Genomic DNA, 17,091 nt, shown 5'->3' with positions numbered 1-17,091 from the left:
CGGGCCTCAGTCCTTGGTGACGGTGTAGAAGAAGTTGGTGTCGAAGGACGGGCCGATCTGCAGCCCCTCGACGTTCTTCCGGAGCGCCTGCACCTCGATCTGCTGGAACATCACCACGAAGGGCGAGGTCTTGACCCATTCGCGTTGCAGATCCTCGTACATCTTGGCCCGCACCGCCGCATCGCCTTCGAGCACCGCGTCGCGGGTGATCTTGGTCATGCCCTCGTCCTGCCAGGCGTTGCGCCAGGCCAGCGGCTTGGCCGCCGCGTCGTCCGAGTTGTCGTCATTGGCGGCGAAGGTATCGGCGTTGGTGTTCGGGTCCTGATAGTCGGGGCCCCACTGGCCGATGTAGATGTCATGCGCCCGGCCGCGATACTTGGTCAGCACCTGGCCGCCGTCGCCGGGGATCAGTTCAATGTTCACGCCGGCCTGCGCCATGTTGGCCTGGATCGCCTCGGCAATCGCCGGGGTATCGCCCGAGGAGCGCACGTCCATGGTCACCGAGAAGCCGTCGGGCAGGCCCGCCTCGGCCAGCAGTTCCTTGGCCTTGGCCGGGTCGAAGCTGTAGGGCTCGTCCGGGATCGCGCCGAGGAAGCCTTCCGGCAGGAAGTTCTGATGGACGGTGACCTTGCCCTTCATGATCGTGTCGGCGATCGTGTGGTAGTCGACGAGGTATTTCATCGCCTCGCGGACTTGGGGCCTGGAGAGGTATTCGTTCTTCTGGTTCATGCCCAGATACCAGATCGCCCCCTTGGCGCCCTGCTGCAGCTTGATGTCGGGGTTCGACTTCAGCGCTTCCAGCTCTTCCGGGGTCAGGTTCCGCGCCACGTCGACATCGCCGGCTTCCAGGGCCAGGCGCTGCGCCGCGCTTTCGGCGATATGGCGATAGATGACCCGGCTCATCGCCGGGGTGTCGCCGCCGGTCCAGTTGTCGTTGCGTTCGAGAATCACCGCTTCCGAGGGCCGCCACTCGCGGATCACGAAGGGGCCGGAGCCGGCATAGTTGGTCTTGAGCCAGTCATAGCCCCAGTCGCCATCGACCTCGTGCTCCTTGACCAGTTTCGAATCGACGACCGAACTGACCGTGGCGGTCAGGCAGTAGAGCACGAAGGACGGCGCATAGGCCTTGTCCATCGTCATCGAGAAGGTCATCGGGTCGATCAGCTTGATCTTCTCTTCGACATTGTCCGGGGTCAGGCCGAACTGGCCGAGGATGAAGGCCGGCGACTTGTCGAGCTTGATCGCGCGGACCAGGCTGTAGACGGCGTCCTCGGCGGTCATCGGGTTGCCGCTGGCGAAGGTCTTGCCTTCCTTCATCTTGAAGGTCAGCGTCAACCCGTCGTCCGAGACGGTCCAGCTTTCGGCGGCACCGCCGTAGACGTTGGACACGTCGTCGTTGGAATAGGTCACCAGCCGTTCATAGCTGTTGCCGGCGATTTCGGCGGCCGAGAATTCGAAGATTTCGGCCGGGTCGAGCGAGATGATGTCGTCGATGTTCCAGGCCATCACCAGAGTGTCGGCGGGGGTTTCCGCCTGGACCTGGGGGCTGGCGAACAGCGACAGCGCCATCGCGGTGGCCGCCAGCAGGTTGCGACTGTAATGCATGAGATTTCTCCGACTGTTGGATTCCCTGAGCCGCGGCCCTTCTTCGGGGTCGCGGCGAACGTGCCGCGATTAACCGCTTGGTAAAATCCGGTGTCAAGGGCTGCGGCGCCGGTTCCGGTTCGCGACCCTGCGGCATCCGGTCCCGGATCACCGGAAAGCCGCCGCCGGCGAATGCCGGGCGGCGGGAGAATCGCCGGGGCGGATCGCGCGTCAGCCCTGCCCGAGCGCGAGGAGTTCCAGCACCATGGCCGCCGCTGCGGCGCTTGGCCAGCGGGGCGGGGCGGCGTCGGCCGGGCCGGGGACGCCCGGCCGGATGGCCGCGAGCGCGGCCCGGGCGAGGTCTGCGGCCAGGGCGGTCTCGCCGGCGCGGGCCAGCGACCCGGCCAGCAGCCAGGTCTCGGCCAGGCCGGCGGTTTCGCCACCGCCCCGCGCCCCCTGCCCGGCCAGCGTCGCGGCGATCCGGCGAATCCTGGGGGCCGGGATCGCGCAGAGCACGGGCAGCAGGCCGCCGATCGAAACCGGGTCCTGCCTTGCGCCCCTGACCCGGTCCCAGACCAGATAGCCGCCCTGATCCTCGGACCAGAGCCGTTCCAGCGCATTCAGCCCACGCAGGGCAAGCGCCCGGTTCTCGGCGGCGATCCCCGGTTCGCCCAGCCGCTCGGCCAGGTCGGCAAGGTCCATCGCCGAGCGGATCAGCACCGCGTTGGTGCCGGGATCGACCAGCCGGAACGGTGCCGCGTCATGCAACAGGTCGGTGTCCCAATGCAGATCCCGGTACTGCGCGATCAGGGCAAGCCGGCGCGGGTCGGGCGGCGGTCGTGCCGGGGAAACAAGATGCAGAGGCGGTGGCGGCGCCTGCGGCAGCCGGTCCAGCGCCACGGCCCAGTCCTGCGACCAGGGACGCGCCGATTCACAGGGATGCAGGATCGCCACCAGACCCTCCCCCCTGGGGTCGCGGGCGCGCTGGAACCAGCGATGCCAGGCCGAGACCCGGGGCAGCAGCGCCCGCAACCGGGCCTCGGCCGCAGCGCGGTCGGTCGCGGTCTCGAACAGGTGGCGCAGGACGAGACCCGCCAGCGGCGACTGGCTGAGACCGCTGGTCGGAACCGCCCGGCCGCTGTCCCAGAGCCCGGCCTCGGCGCCCATCCGCTCCGGGCCGCCGTGAAAGACCAGATGCGGCACCATCCCGTCGGGCCATTGATGGGCGAAGAGGGTCTCGATCTCGGTCCAGGCACGGGATTCGTCGGTCCGGGCCAGGCCGAGCGCGCAGAGGCAGGAGGACCAGAGCCCCTGAACCGACGCCCGGTCGGGCCCGATTTCGCAATAGGTGCCGCGATCACCGGCGTGCAGCTGGTCCGCGGCGGCGGCCGCCAGATCGGTGGTCATCCTCGGGCCCCGTTGCGTTGCTTCATGGCCAGGCCGTCCCGCGTCACCGTTCCCCCGGTCCCGCGCCCCCGGAGCAGCAGACAGGCATCCGGGCAGGATATCAAGCCGGACCCGGCCCGGGGCCGGTTCAGCACATTTCCTCGACCACCAGATCCAGCACCGCCCCGGCGCGGTTCCCGACGGCGGTCTTGACCTTGTGGATGCCCGGTACCAGCGCCCCGGCATCCGGCCCCTGCGAACAATCGACGCCGAACTGCGCCGGGACCACATCGAAGAAATCCGGCACCAGCGCCAGGACCGGCACGCAGAGATCGTGCAGCGGGCGGCTGGTCGGGGGTGCGGCACCTGCGGCGGAAGGGACGAAATAGGCGCCGATCAGGTCGCGCACCGCCAGCGCCTGCGGCGTCCCGGCCCGGGTCAGCCGGTCCATGAAGGCCGCATCGGCGCGCAGCTTGCGGGTCACGTCCAGCGGGATCAGCGTCAGGTCCAGCCCGGCGGTCAGCACGATCTCGACCGCTTCGGGGTCGTTGGCGAAGTTGAACTCGGAATGCGGCCCGACATTTCCGGCCTCCTCGAGCGCGCCGCCCATGGCGATCACCTGCCCAAGCCTCCGCGCCGCGCCGGGCACCTCGCGGATCAACCCGGCCAGATTGGTCAGCGGCCCGAGGGCGAGCAGATCATGGGTATCCGGCCCGTGCTGCATCAGCAGATCAGCCAGATAGCCGACCGCGTCGCCATGCTGCGGGACTGCCAGAGGTTCGGGCAGGGCCACGCCGCCAAGCCCGTCGGCACCATGCACCGCCAGTTCCCGAATCCCGGGCCGGTGCAGCGGCGCGGCGGCGCCGGGGATCACCGGCACCTCCTGCCCGCCGACCGCCAGCACCCGCAGCGCGTTGCGGGTCGTCGTCTCCAGCCCGATGTTCCCCGCCACCGTGGTGATCGCCGAGACGTCCAGCCCGGCGGCGTTCAGGGCAAAGAGCAGCGCAATCGCGTCGTCGATGCCCGGATCGGTGTCGATCAACAGCTTTCGCATGTTTCCTCCCGGCGTCCGGCGCCCCCCGTCGCCGGCACTCTGCATGGCGCGGCGTGGGCAGGACAAGGGTCTGGCTCAGATGCGGCGCGAGGCCCGGGGGGACCGGCCCGGTCGGCGACATCCTGTCACGGCACACGGCGGCTTGCATCGCCGGGCCGGGGCAGGCAATCCTGACGCCATGCGATTTGACCTCTCCCGCCTTTTCGGGTTCTCCGCGCCACGCCCGACGCCGCGCCGCGCCGGCCCTGGTCGGCTGTTGCGGCGGCTGGCGCTCTGCCTGCCGCTGGGCCTGGCGCCGCCGGCTGCCGGAGCCGCCGACCAGATCACCGTCTTTGCCGCTGCCAGCCTGAAGAACGCGCTGGATGCCATTGCCGGAGACTGGCAGGCACAGGGCGGGGCCGGGCTGCGGCTGACCTATGCCGGCTCGTCACAGCTGGCCAAGCAGATCGAGGCCGGAGCGCCGGCCGACATGTTCCTCTCGGCCTCGATCGACTGGATGGACTACCTCGACGAGGCGGGCCTGATCGACCGCGCCAGCCGCCACGACCTGGCCGGCAACGCGCTGGTGCTGATTGTCCCGGCACAGGCCCCGGCGCCCGAGGCCGGGCGGCCGCCGCCCGAGGTCGGGCCCGGTTACGATCTGGCCGGCCGGCTGGGCGACGGCAAGCTGGCGATGGCGCTGGTCGATGCGGTGCCGGCCGGGGTCTATGGCAAGCAGGCGCTGAGCTCCCTGGGTCTCTGGGAGATCGCCGCGCCGCATGTCGCCCAGGCCGACAACGTGCGCGCCGCGCTGGCCCTGGTGGCCAGCGGCGAGGCGGCAATGGGCGTGGTCTATGCGACCGACGCCGCCGCCGAGCCGCGGGTGCGGGTGCTGGCAACCTTCCCCGAGTCGAGCCACGACCCGATCCGCTATCCGGTGGCGCTGGTCGATGGCGGCGATCCCGCCGCCGCGGATTTCCTCGACTATCTGCTGTCCGGCCCGGCCCGCGAAGAGCTGAGGGCGCAGGGCTTTGCCGTGCCGGACTAGGGGCATGGCAGGCTGGCTCTCGCCCGAGGAATGGCAGGCCCTGGGGCTGTCGCTGAAAGTGGCGTTCTGGGCGACGCTGGTCTCGCTGCCGCTGGGTCTTGTGGCGGCGATGGCGCTGGCGCGGGGCCGGTTCTGGGGCCGTTCGATCCTGAACGGGCTGGTGCATCTGCCGCTGATCCTGCCGCCGGTGGTCACCGGCTATCTGCTGCTGGCCACCTTCGGGCGCCGGGCGCCGCTGGGCGCGGCGCTGGACGAGATCGGCATCGTGCTGGCCTTTCGCTGGACCGGCGCGGCGCTGGCGGCGGCGGTGATGGCCTTTCCGCTGATGGTCCGGGCCATGCGGCTGGCGATCGAGGCGGTGGACCCGGGGCTGGAGCAGGCTGCCGCGACGCTCGGCGCCTCGCGTCCCTGGGTCTTTGCCACCGTCACCCTGCCGCTGATCCTGCCCGGGGTGCTGGCCGGGGCGGTGCTGGCCTTTGCCAAGGCGATGGGCGAGTTCGGCGCCACGATCACCTTCGTCTCGGCGATCCCGGGCGAGACGATGACCCTGCCGACCGCGATCAACGCCGCCCTGCAGGTGCCGGGCAACGAGGCCAGCGTCTGGCGCATGGTGCTGATCTCGGTGGTCCTGGCGATGGCCGCGCTGGCGCTGACCGAGCTGGTCTCGCGCCGGGTGGCACGCCGGATCTCGGGAACATGACTGCCCCCGGCCCGGCCGACGCGGCGGCCCCTGCCCTGTCGCTGCGGCTGCGGCACGGCTTTCCCGGCCTGACCCTGGACGTCGCATTCGAGGCCCCCGCCGGGGTGACGGCGCTGTTCGGCCCCTCGGGCGCCGGCAAGACCTCGGTGGTCAACGCGGTGGCCGGGCTGCTGCGGCCCGAGCAGGGGCGGATCGCGGTCGGCGGCGCGGTTCTGCTGGACAGCGCGGCGCGGCTCTGCCTGCCGCCGCACCGGCGCCGGATCGGTTATGTCTTTCAGGATGCGCGGCTGTTCCCGCATCTCAGCGTCGCCGCCAATCTGCGCTATGGCGCCCGCTTCGCCCCCGGCCCGGCGCCGCAGGACGATTTCGACCGGGTGACCGAGATGCTGGGCATCGGCGCCCTGCTCGACCGCCGCCCGGCGGCGCTGTCGGGAGGCGAGCGCAGTAGGGTGGCCCTGGGCCGGGCGCTGCTGTCGCGGCCGCGGCTGCTGCTGATGGACGAACCGCTGGCGGCGCTGGACGCGGCCCGCAAGGCCGAGATCCTGCCCTGGATCGAGCGGCTGCGCGACGCGGCCGAGGTGCCGATCCTCTATGTCACCCATTCCGCCGCCGAGCTGGCGCGGCTGGCCACCACGGTGGTGCTTCTGGACCGGGGCCGGGTCACGCGGGCCGGACCGGTGGCCGAGGTCCTGTCGGACCCGGACGCGGCGCAGGGGCTGGGGCGGCGCGATGCCGGCGCGATCCTGCACGCCACCGTGGATCGGCACGACGACGACGGGCTGACCCGGCTGAGCACCGCGGCCGGGACGCTCTGGCTGCCCCGGGTGGCGGCGGACCCCGGGCAGCGGCTGCGGGTGAGGATCGAGGCGCAGGACGTGATCCTGAGCCGGGCCCGCCCCGAGGGCCTGTCGGCCCTGAACGTGCTGCCCGCCACGGTCAGCCAGGTTCGGCTCGGCGAGGGTCCGGGGGCGCTGGTGCAACTGCGGCTCGGCGAGGAGGCGATCCTGGCCCGGCTCACCCGCCGCTCGGTCGCGGCGCTCGGGCTGGAGCCGGGGGTCGCCTGCCATGCGGTGATCAAGTCGGTGGCGGTGGCGAAAGGCGATGTCGGCAGCGGGTGAGCCCGTTGCCACGGCGCCGACCCAGGGCGGCGCCCGGCCGCGGGCGGGTGCTCCGGACGCCGCCGCGGCGCGCTTTATCGGGCCGCCTCTCCTGCGATCGGGCGGGCTGCCAACGGTGACACAGCGCCCGCCCCTGCGGGCGGTCGGGCGCTGCCCGGCGGCGCTACGCGCCTTGTTCCGGGCTGGCGGAGTGGTGGCGGGAGACGCTTCATGTCCTGACGAGACGGCCGGACCGACAACGGCATGGGCGCAGGAGGTGCGGACCACCCGGCCCCTGCCCTCCCGGCACCGACACGGGGCGACTCCCCCGCCGCCGCCGGGGCCCTGACGCTACTCGGCGACGTGGCGCGGGGTCTGTGCCGCCCAGCGGCCGAGTTCGAGATCGTGCAGCCGGTCCTTGAGCGCCTCGATCTCGGTCCGGTTGGCCTCCATCCCGAGCCCCAGAGCCACATTGTCCTGCGCCACCGGCTCGACCTCCTTCTTGCCGACCAGCCCGCCGAAGACCCGGCCCAGCAGATTGGACAGGTCGTCCATGATCAGGAAGAAGGCCGGCACCACAACCAGGCTCAGCACCGTCGAGACGATGATCCCGCCGATCACCGCAATCGCCATCGGCGAGCGGAAACTGCCGCCCTCCCCGACGCCCAGAGCCGAGGGCAGCATCCCCGCCGACATCGCGATCGAAGTCATCACGATCGGCCGCGCCCGTTTCCGGCCCGCCTCGACCATCGCCTCATAGCGGTTCAGGCCGCGGTTGCGCATCTCGATGCCGAAATCGACCAGCAGGATCGCGTTCTTGGTGACGATCCCCATCAGCATCAGCAGCCCGATCATCACCGGCATCGACATCGGGTTGGCGGTCAGGATCAGCGCCCCGGCCACGCCGCCGATCGCCAGCGGCAGCGAAAGCAGGATGGTGAAGGGCTGGATGACCGAGCGGAACAGCAGGATCAGCACGGTCAGCACCAGCATCAGGCCCATGACCATCGCATTGACGAAGCTCTGCTGCATCTCGGCCAGCACTTCGGCGTCGCCGGCCTCGGCCACCCGCACCGAGGGCGGAAGATCGACCGAACTGACCAGTTCCTGGAACCGCGCCGTCGCCGTCCCCAGCGGCACGCCCGGCGGCAGGTTCGCACCGATCGTGGCCCTGCGCTCGCGGTTTAGGCGATCCACCATCGAGGGGCCCTGGCCGACGGTCAGCTCGGCCACCGCGTCCAGCGGCACCGATTTGCCGGTCGCGGTCGCGATCTTCAGCGCCCCCAGCTTGCCGAGGTCGGAGCTCACGTCATCCGAAAGCTGCACCCGCACCGGAACCTGGCGCCCGTCCAGCGAGATCTTCGCCAGCGCGGCATCGACGTCGCCAATGGTGGCGACCCGTACCGTGTCCGCGATCGCGCGGGTCGAAACCCCCATCCGGGCCGCCTCGCCTTCGCGCGGGATGATCTGGATCTCCGGCCGCGGCAGGGCACCGCTGGCCGCCACATTGGCCAGCAGCGGGTCGCCGCGCAGCGCGGCCTCCAGCTTGGCGACCGCCTCGGACAGTTCGGCCTCGTTCGACGACAGGATCGAGAAGGAGATGTCCCGCTCGCCCCGGTCGTTGAGCTTGTAGGCCCGGATGTCCGGAATGTCCGAGATCGCCGCGAAGATGTCGGCCTCGATCTCGTTCTGCGGCCGGGTCCGGCCGGTGGTCACCGGCGGCGGCAGGTATTTCCCGATCAGGGGCAGGCTGGCGCCGATCTGCTTCAGCTTGAAGGTCATCGTGTGGTCGAGCCCGTCCAGAAGCACGGTGAACGAGGCCCGTCTCACGTCCAGTTGCCCGGTCGGCGACGAGCCGCCCAGAACGAAGACATCCTTGATCCCGTCGATTCCGACGATCCGTTGCCGCATCTCTTCGGTGACCGCGTCGGTTTCCTCCAGCGTCGCACCCGGCGGCAGTTCGACCGAGATCGGAATCCGGCTGACATCCTCGGGCGGCAGGAAGCTGCCCGGCACCTGGGCCATGAAATAGAGCGAGACCACCAGCGTGCCGACCGCCCCGCCCAGCGTCGCGTAGCGGCCCGGGATCCGGAACAGCGGCCGCGCCACCAGGCGGCGGAGCCCCCGGACCCGGCCGAAGACCGGTTTCAGAAGCCACAGCGGGTTCGGCAGCGGCGGCAGCCGGCCGGCGGTGGTCTTGCGCACCACCCAGCTGTAGCCGCGCATCACAAGGCCGTCCTTGCCCTCGCCGCCATGCGCGTCCTTGGTGCGCATGAGATAGGCCGCCATCAAGGGCGTGATCAGCCGCGCCACCAGCAGCGAGAACAGCACCGCGATGGCCACGGTCAGGCCGAACTGGCGGAAATACTGGCCCGGGATTCCGGGCATGAAGGAGACCGGCACGAAGACCGCGACGATGGTCGAGGTGGTGGCGATGACCGCCAGCCCGATCTCGTCCGCCGCGTCGATCGCCGCCCGATAGGGTGTCTTGCCCATCTTGATGTGCCGCGAGATGTTCTCGATCTCGACGATGGCATCATCGACCAGGATCCCGGTCGCCAGGGTGATCGCCAGGAAGGACACCAGGTTCAGCGAGAAGCCGAGCATGTCCATCGCCCAGAAGGTCGGGATCGCCGACAGCGGCAGCGCCACCGCCGAAATCAGCGTCGCGCGCCAGTTCCGCAGGAACAGGAGCACCACCAGCACCGCCAGGATCGCGCCTTCCAGCAGCGTGTCGATGGCGGCCTCGTAGTTGCCCTCGGTATAGCCCACCGTGTCGTCCACCGGCTTGATCGCCACCTCGGGATGTTCCACCGCCAGTTCGTCCAGCACCTCATGCGTGACCTCGGCCACCGAGACCTCGGAGGCGCCCTTGGCGCGGAACACCGCGAAGGTCACGACCTGTTCGCCGTTGAAGCGCGAGAAGCTGCGCAGCTCCTCGTAGGTGTCGATCACCCGGCCCAGGTTCTCCAGCTTCACGAACCGGCCCGAGGGGAGCGCGATGGTGGTATTGGCCAGCTTTTCCACCGTGGCGGCGTCACCCAGGGTGCGAATCGCCTGTTCCTGGTCGCCGACCTCGGAGCGGCCGGAACCGACATTGGCATTGGTCAGGCGCAATTGCTGGCTGACCGCCGCGGCGGTGATGCCGTAGCTGTCGAGCTTGGTCGGATCGAGTTCGACCCGGATTTCGCGGTCGGCGCCGCCGAAGCGGTCGATCCGGCCGATGCCGGGCTTGCCCTGCAACCGGCGCTTGATGACGTCATCGACGAACCAGGACAGTTCCTCGATCGACATGTTCGGCGCCGAGACCGCGAAGGTCATGATCGCCTGTCCCTCGACATCGATGCGGCTCACGATCGGCGCCTCGATCTCTCCGGGCAGGTTGCCGCGGATACCGTCGATGGCGTCCTTCACGTCCTGCACCGCCTTGTCGGTGGGGACTTCCATGCGGAATTCGATCGCGGTGGTCGAGACCCCGTCGGTGATCGTGGACTGCACGTTCTTGACGCCGGTGATCCCGGCCACGGCATCCTCGATCTCCTTGGTCACCTGGGCTTCGATCTCTGCCGGGGCGGCGCCGGGCTGCGCCACGCTGACCGCCACGAAGGGCACATCGATATTCGGGAACCGGGTGATCGGCAGCGCATTGAAGCTCTGCCAGCCGATGACCAGCAGCATGAAGAATGCCAGGAGGGGCGCGACCGGATTACGGATCGCCCATGCGGAAAAGTTCATCGCGCAGCCCTCAGTTGGCCAGAGCGGGCTGGCCCGCTTCGGGAATCGGATTGATCTTGTCGCCGTCGCGGACGAAGGCGCCGGCCTTGGTCACCACCAGGTCGCCGGGTTCCAGGCCCGAGACGACCTCGATCAGCCCGCCATCGCGGATGCCGGTGACGATCCTGACCAGTTCGACGGTGCCGTCCTTGACCCTGAGCGCGGTGGCGCCATCGGCATCGCCGCCCGCGGCCGAAACCGGGATCACCACCGCCTCGCGGCGCTCGGCCACGATCTCGGCATCGGCGAACATGCCCGACCGCACCGCCTCGGGGTCGGCGATCTCGATCCGCACCCGGCCCAGCCGGGTCACGCTGTCGACCTGTGGTTCGACCAGCCGCACCTTGCCCTCGACCGGATGGGTCAGGCCGACGAAGCGCAGCGTCGCGGGCTGGCCCTCATGCAGCTTGAGAATGTCCTGTTCGGCCACGTCGGCCATCAGTTCGAGCTTTCCGTCCTTGATGATCGAGAACAGCGCCGGACCTCCGGAAGAGGCGATCGCCCCGACCATGGCGTTCTTCTCGACGACTTCTCCCGCCACCGGGGCGGTGACCGAGGTGCGTTTCAGCTTCAGGTCCAGATCGGCGATCTGGGCATCGACCAGCACGAGTTGCGCCTTGGCGGCGGCCAGGGCCTGGGTCGAGACCGACAGCCGCGCCCGGGCCGCGGTCGCCGCGGCATCGGCCTGATCGAACGAGGCCTGGCTGACGTTGCCCTGCTCGCGCAGCGCCTTGGTCCGGGCCAGCACCCGCTCGGCCTCGTCGGCATCGGCCTTGCTGGCGATCATCTGCGCCTCGGCCTGGGCAATCGCCGCCTCGGCCCCGGCCCGCGAGGCCAGAAGCTGCGAGCGTTGCAGGGTCAGTTCGGTGTCCGAAAGCTTCGCCAGGACCTGGCCCTTCTCCACCTTGTCGCCAACCTCGGCCTCGACGGTCTCGATCGCCTGGCCCTGAATCTGCGGCTGCACCAGAACGGTTTCCACCGGGCCGACCAGCCCCGAGGCGTAGATCCGGTCCTCCACCTCGGCGGTGCGGACCGTGGAAACGGTGATCGCCGGCAGGTTCGACGCCGCGGTTCCGGCGGGGGTGGCGGCGTCCTCGGCCGCGGCAGGCAACGGCAGGGCGGCGACGCCCAGCACCAGAGCGGACAGGGCAATACTCTTCAAACGGAACATCTCAGGCGCTTTCTGACTGTCCGGCCTCGGCCGGGATAGGATTTGCTTCGGTAATCTCGGCCAGCACGTTGTCGATGCTGCGCAGGGCCAGGGCCCGCAGGGGCGAGCCGTGGAAATTGTCATTCGGGCGGCGGCGCATCTTGATGCCCTGGATGATCATGAAGATCAGCGTGGCATGGGCGCTGTAGCGGGCCTTTGCGGTTTCGAGATCGACGCCCGCGATGCGGCCGAAGACAGCCACCATGTAGCCGACGATCATGGTTTCCATCCGCTCGAACAGCGAGGCAACCTCGGTGCGCCGCTTGGCGGCGGCCAGGATTTCGGTCCAGATCGCCCCGCCGTCGCAATCGTCGATGTCGAGATGCTCGATGAGCCCGGCCCGCAGCAGGCCCCTGGGATCGTCGGACTCCATGATCGTCTCGAAATCGCGCTCGACATAGGCCAGATCGCGTTCGACCATCGCCTCGATGATCGCATCCTTGGACGGGAAGTAACGATAGAAATTGCCGGCGCTCATGTTGGCCGCCTGGGCAAGATCCTGCATCGACGCCTTCTCGAACCCCTTGGCGGCAAAGACCCCGCGCACCGAGTCGAGCAACTCGCACATCCGGCTTCCGGCGGCGGTCTCGGCTGTCTCGAGCTTCATGGTCATTGCGGTTCTGTTCCTTGGTCCTTGATCCCCGCGGTCCGGGCCCTGGGTGCCTTGCCGGCGGTGATCAGCGTCATATCGTCGAATCTGAATGAGAATGAATGTTCATTCACTCGGCGCCACATGCTGGATCTTCGTGGTCAAATCAAGTCGGAATTTCAAAAAACCCATGCGCCTTGCGGCAGCGCAGCACGCCTGCAGCTTTCCTGCTACATGGAAATCCGGAATGTATCAAGCATTAACATTGGGAATTTGGTAGCGGAAACGCCGCGTTGCGGCGGAACGCGCGCAGCCGGACACGCGGCACCGCCACGCGCCGCGGTCCTTGCATCAAGATCGGGATCGGGTCGGTCTAATTCAACCGGGCGCCGCTCTGCGCGTCGAAGACATGCAGAAGCGCCGGATCGGCCGTCAGGTGCAGGCTTTCGCCCACCGGGCGTTCGGCAGGCACGGCGCAGACCACGTCCTCGCCCTCGATGCTGCCATGCACCAGCCGCTGCGAACCGAGTTCCTCGATATAGGCGACCGGCATCTCGAAGGCGCCATCTTCATCCGCCGCAGCCGGGCGCAGATCCTCGGGCCGGATGCCCAGGGTGATCCTGCCGTCCGGCAAGCCGTCCCCGACCGCCACCCTGCCGCCGCCGAACTGCACCGTGCCGCCCGACAGCACCGCCGGCAGCAGGTTCATCGCCGGCGAGCCGATGAAGGCCGCGACAAAGGCGCTGGCCGGGCGCTTGTAGACGTCCATCGGGGCGCCGATCTGCTCGACCCGGCCACCGTTCAGCACCACCAGCCGGTCGGCCAGGGTCATCGCCTCGACCTGGTCATGGGTGACATAGAGCGAGGTCGTCCCCAACCGTTTCTGCAACAGCCGGATTTCGCCGCGCATCGTCACCCGCAGCTTGGCGTCGAGGTTCGACAGCGGCTCGTCGAACAGGAAGGCCGCCGGATCACGCACGATCGCGCGGCCCATCGCCACCCGCTGCCGCTGCCCGCCCGACAGCGCCCGGGGCTTGCGGTCCAGGTACTCGCCGATCTCGAGAATCTTCGCCGCCTCATCGACCCGCCGGGCGATCTCGGCCCGGTCCATCTTCCGGTTCTTCAGCCCGTAGGCCAGGTTCTGGCGCACCGACATATGCGGATAGAGGGCATAGTTCTGGAACACCATGGCGATGTCCCGGTCGGCCGGCTCGACCTTGTTGACGACCCGGTCGCCGATGCTGACGGTCCCTTCCGAGATCGTCTCAAGCCCGGCCACCATCCGCAGCAGGGTCGATTTTCCGCAACCGGAGGGGCCGACCAGCACCACGAATTCGCCGTCGGCGACCGTCAGGTTGATCCCCTGCACCGCCAGCGTCTTGCCGTCATAGGACTTTCCGACCCCTTCCAGAACGATTCCGGCCATCTATTTCTCCGCATCCACGAGGCCCTTGACGAAGAGCTTTTGCATTCCCACCACCACGATCACCGGCGGCAACATCGCCAGCACCACGGCAGCCATGACGTAATTCCATTGCGGCACCGAATCCGCGACATCGGCCATCCGCTTGATCCCCGTCACGATGGTGTAATACTTCGAGTCGGTGGTGATCAGCAGCGGCCAGAGATACTGGTTCCAGCCGTAGATGAAGAGGATCACGAAGAGCGCGGCCATGTTGGTCCGGCTCAGCGGCACCAGGATGTCCCTGAAGAATTTCATCGGCCCGGCACCGTCGATCCGCGCCGCCTCGACCAGTTCGTCCGGTATGGTCAGGAAGACCTGCCGGAACAGGAAGGTCGCGGTCGCCGAGGCGATCAGCGGCACGATCAGGCCGGGATAGCTGTTCAGCATCCCCAGATCGGCGACGACCTTGTAGGTCGGGAAGATCCGCACCTCGACCGGCAGCATCAGGGTGATGAAGATCATCCAGAAGGCCAAGGTGCGCAGCGGGAAGCGGAAATAGACGATGGCGAAGGCCGAGAGGATCGAGATGGCGATCTTGCCGAAGGCGACGCCCAGGGCCATGATCAGGCTGTTCAGCATCATCCCGCCCAATGGCGGTGCGCCCGAGGTCGACAGCCCGGTGGTGAGCATGGCCCGATAGGCGTCGAGCCCGCGGTCCCCGGGCAGAAGCGGGATCATCCCCGACAGGAAGTCGTCCGGCCCGTGGGTCGAGGCGATGACGGCGATATAGACCGGAAAGGCGACGATCAGGACGCCGATGACCAGCACCAGATGCGCCAGAAAATTCAGGAACGGGCGATCTTCGACCATCAGTATTGCACCCTTCGCTCGATGAACCGGAACTGCACGATGGTCAGCGTCACCACGATCGCCATCAGGATCACGGATTGCGCCCCGGACGAGCCGAGGTTGGCGCCCAGCTGACCGTCGCGGTAGACCTTGTAGACCAGGATCATGGTCGACTGGCTGGGCCCGCCGGCCGTGGTGGCATCGATCACGCCGAACGTGTCGAACATCGTGTAGACGACATTGATCACCATCAGGAAGAAGGTCGTCGGCGACAGCAGCGGGAAGGTGATGGTGAAGAACCGCTTGACCGGCCCGGCGCCGTCGATCGCGGCGGCCTCGCGCAGCGACATCGGGATCGCCTGCAGACCGGCGACGAAGAACAGGAAGTTGTAGCTGATCTGCTTCCAGCTCGACGCGATGACCACCAGCGCCATCGCATCCTGGCTGTGCAGGCCATGGTTCCAGTCATAGCCGATCTGGTCCAGCAGATAGGGCAGGATGCCGATGGTCGGGTTGAAGATGAACCACCACATGATCCCCGCCACCACCGGCGCAACGGCATAGGGCCAGACCAGCAGCGTGGTATAGAATTTCGAACTCTTGAGCGTCCGGTCCAGCGCCAGCGCCAGCAGCAGCGCCACCACCATCGACACCAGCGCGACCGAGACCGAGAAGATCGCGGTGACCTTCATCGAGTTGAGATAGTAGCTGTCCGCGAACAGCGCCTGATAGTTCTTCAGCCCGATGAAGGTGGTCTTGATGCCGAAGGCATCCTGACGCAGGAAGCTCTGCCACAACGCCTGTCCGGCGGGCCAGATGAAGAACACCAGCGTGATCGCCAGTTGCGGCGCAAGCAGCAGCCAGGGCAGGCCCTTGTGGCCGAAGATCGCTCGTTTCATGAACAGCCTATGCGCAAGGGTCGGCCCGCGCGGAAGGCGCGGGCCGGTTGGGTCGTCAGACGGCTACTCGTTGGCCGACTGGAATTCGCGCAGGATCTGGTTGCCGCGCTCGTCCACCGATTTCAGGGCTTCGGCGGCGGTCTTGGACCCCGAGAGAAGCGCCTGGAACTCTTCGTCCATGATGTCGCGGATCTGGACGAAATTGCCGAAACGCAGACCTTTCGAATTCTCGGTCGGCGGGTTCAGCGTGATCTGCTTGATCGAGACATCGGCGCCCGGGGTCTTTTCGTAGAAGCCCTGGCTCTTGCCGAGATCATAGGCCGCCTGGGTGATCGGCAGATAGCCCGAGAACTGGTGCCAGTCGGCCTGCACTTCCGGCGAGGACAGGTAGCTGAAGAAGTCCGCGACGGCCTTGTATTCCTCGGCCGGACGGCCCTGCAGCACCCAGAGCGTCGCACCACCGATGATGGTGTTCTGCGGCGCGCCCTCGACATCGTCGTAATAGGGCAGCATGCCGTAGCCGACTTCGAAGTCCTTGGCGTTGGCCACGACCCCGGCCCGCGAGGCCGACGAGTTCATGTACATCGCGCATTCCTGCGAATAGAACTTCGGCGGCGCGTCATTGCCGCCCACCGGGCCGCCATACTGGAAGAGGCCCGAGTCCTGCCACTTCTTCAGGTTTTCCCAGTGCCGCACCAGCGGCTCGTCCTTCTCGAACACCAGCTCGGTGCCCAGTCCGCCGAAGCCGTTCTCCAGCGTGCCGATCGGCTGGTTGTGCCAGGCCGAGAAGTTCTCGGTCTGCACCCAGGAGATCCAGCCCGAGGTAAAGCCGCAGGGAGCCGCGCCCGATTCCATGATCTTGTTCGAGAATTCCTCCAGCTCGCCCCAGGTCTTGGGCGGGGTCTCGCGGTCGAGCCCGGCCTTCTCGAACACGTCCTTGTTGTAATACAGGATCGGGGTCGAGGAGTTGAACGGCATCGACAGCATGTTGCCGTCGGTATCGGTGTAATAGCCGACAACCGCCGACAGGAAGGCATCGGGATCGAAGGGTTCGCCCATGTCGGCCATCAGCTGATAGACTGGATAGATCGCGCCCTTTGCCGCCATCATGGTGCCGGTGCCGACTTCGAAGACCTGCACGACCGCGGGTTGCTCACCGGCGCGGAAGGCCGCAATGGCAGCGGTCATCGTCTCGGGATAGCTGCCCTTGTAGGTCGGAATGACCGTGTATTCGTCCTGGCTGGCGTTGTAGCCGGCGACGATCTCTTCCAGCTTCTGGCCAAGCTCGCCGCCCATGGCGTGCCACCACTGGATTTCGGTCTTGGCGTCGGCGGCGCCGGCCATGGCGGCCAGTGCAATCGCGGCGGTTGTTGTCTTCAGCATCATGTAAGAACTCCCTGAATGTTTGGGATGCCGGATCGTATTCCAGCCCCCAGGTAACGGCAATATGACCGCAACCCTTCGGTTTTGTTACAAAACCATACTCGGACCCTCCCCGGTCCTTGCGGCCACTCTAT

The 17,091-nt window shown here is 68.0% G+C and carries 13 protein-coding genes; 3 read left to right on the top strand and 10 right to left on the bottom strand.

All coding sequences use genetic code 11. From position 1 onward, the window contains the following. Nucleotides 1–6: 6 nt before the first annotated feature. The 3 genes from NUW50_RS00995 to NUW50_RS00985 form a co-directional block, all read right to left on the bottom strand. Nucleotides 7–1,605 carry an ABC transporter substrate-binding protein gene (locus NUW50_RS00995; RefSeq protein WP_443135066.1) on the bottom strand — a complete coding sequence of 533 codons (1,599 nt, stop codon included), beginning with the start codon at nt 1,603–1,605 and terminating at the stop codon, nt 7–9. Nucleotides 1,606–1,815: 210 nt separating this feature from the next. Next, a complete protein-coding gene (locus NUW50_RS00990) occupies nt 1,816–2,991 on the bottom strand; it encodes an MGH1-like glycoside hydrolase domain-containing protein (RefSeq protein WP_258287186.1) in 1,176 nt (391 codons plus the stop codon). Between the two features lie 127 nt (nt 2,992–3,118). Beyond that, nucleotides 3,119–4,024 (bottom strand): nucleoside hydrolase, encoded by a 906-nt coding sequence (locus tag NUW50_RS00985; protein WP_258287185.1) that lies wholly within the window; start codon nt 4,022–4,024, stop codon nt 3,119–3,121. Nucleotides 4,025–4,202: 178 nt separating this feature from the next. Between NUW50_RS00985 and modA the strand changes: the two genes are divergently transcribed. From modA to modC, 3 genes are read left to right on the top strand one after another with little or no spacing between them, the layout of a single operon-like run. After that, nucleotides 4,203–5,051: a molybdate ABC transporter substrate-binding protein gene (modA, locus tag NUW50_RS00980; RefSeq protein WP_258287184.1), complete on the top strand. Its 849-nt coding sequence runs from the start codon at nt 4,203–4,205 to the stop codon at nt 5,049–5,051. A gap of 4 nt (nt 5,052–5,055) precedes the next feature. Beyond that, entirely contained in the window at nt 5,056–5,751 is a 696-nt protein-coding gene (modB, locus tag NUW50_RS00975) for a molybdate ABC transporter permease subunit (protein ID WP_258287183.1), read from the top strand. Next, a complete protein-coding gene (modC, locus tag NUW50_RS00970) occupies nt 5,748–6,869 on the top strand; it encodes a molybdenum ABC transporter ATP-binding protein (protein WP_258287182.1) in 1,122 nt (373 codons plus the stop codon). The genes modB and modC overlap by 4 nt, the downstream gene beginning before the upstream one ends. Before the next feature lie 330 nt (nt 6,870–7,199). Here the strand turns inward: modC and NUW50_RS00965 are convergent, their stop codons facing one another. The 7 genes from NUW50_RS00965 to ugpB all read right to left on the bottom strand — a co-directional run bounded on the left by NUW50_RS00965 (nt 7,200) and on the right by ugpB (nt 16,957). Further along, nucleotides 7,200–10,583 carry an efflux RND transporter permease subunit gene (locus NUW50_RS00965; protein WP_258287181.1) on the bottom strand — a complete coding sequence of 1,128 codons (3,384 nt, stop codon included), beginning with the start codon at nt 10,581–10,583 and terminating at the stop codon, nt 7,200–7,202. Between the two features lie 10 nt (nt 10,584–10,593). Next, nucleotides 10,594–11,793, bottom strand: coding sequence for an efflux RND transporter periplasmic adaptor subunit (locus tag NUW50_RS00960; RefSeq protein ID WP_258287180.1), 1,200 nt, complete (start codon nt 11,791–11,793; stop codon nt 10,594–10,596). A gap of 1 nt (nt 11,794) precedes the next feature. Further along, a complete protein-coding gene (locus NUW50_RS00955) occupies nt 11,795–12,445 on the bottom strand; it encodes a TetR/AcrR family transcriptional regulator (RefSeq protein WP_258287179.1) in 651 nt (216 codons plus the stop codon). A 349-nt stretch (nt 12,446–12,794) separates the two neighbouring features. Beyond that, nucleotides 12,795–13,847 (bottom strand): sn-glycerol-3-phosphate import ATP-binding protein UgpC, encoded by a 1,053-nt coding sequence (locus NUW50_RS00950; protein ID WP_258287178.1) that lies wholly within the window; start codon nt 13,845–13,847, stop codon nt 12,795–12,797. Further along, nucleotides 13,848–14,696 (bottom strand): sn-glycerol-3-phosphate ABC transporter permease UgpE, encoded by an 849-nt coding sequence (ugpE, locus tag NUW50_RS00945; RefSeq protein ID WP_258287177.1) that lies wholly within the window; start codon nt 14,694–14,696, stop codon nt 13,848–13,850. Next, nucleotides 14,696–15,574 carry a sn-glycerol-3-phosphate ABC transporter permease UgpA gene (gene ugpA / locus NUW50_RS00940; RefSeq protein WP_258287176.1) on the bottom strand — a complete coding sequence of 293 codons (879 nt, stop codon included), beginning with the start codon at nt 15,572–15,574 and terminating at the stop codon, nt 14,696–14,698. The genes ugpE and ugpA overlap by 1 nt, the downstream gene beginning before the upstream one ends. A gap of 63 nt (nt 15,575–15,637) precedes the next feature. Next, nucleotides 15,638–16,957, bottom strand: coding sequence for a sn-glycerol-3-phosphate ABC transporter substrate-binding protein UgpB (gene ugpB / locus NUW50_RS00935; RefSeq protein WP_258287175.1), 1,320 nt, complete (start codon nt 16,955–16,957; stop codon nt 15,638–15,640). Nucleotides 16,958–17,091 lie beyond the last annotated feature (134 nt).

The organism is Frigidibacter sp. ROC022, assembly GCF_024723735.1.
GTDB lineage: Bacteria > Pseudomonadota > Alphaproteobacteria > Rhodobacterales > Rhodobacteraceae > SLM-1.
The sequence above is the reverse complement of the archived record's forward strand: the minus strand, read 5'-3'. Positions and strand labels throughout refer to the sequence as shown.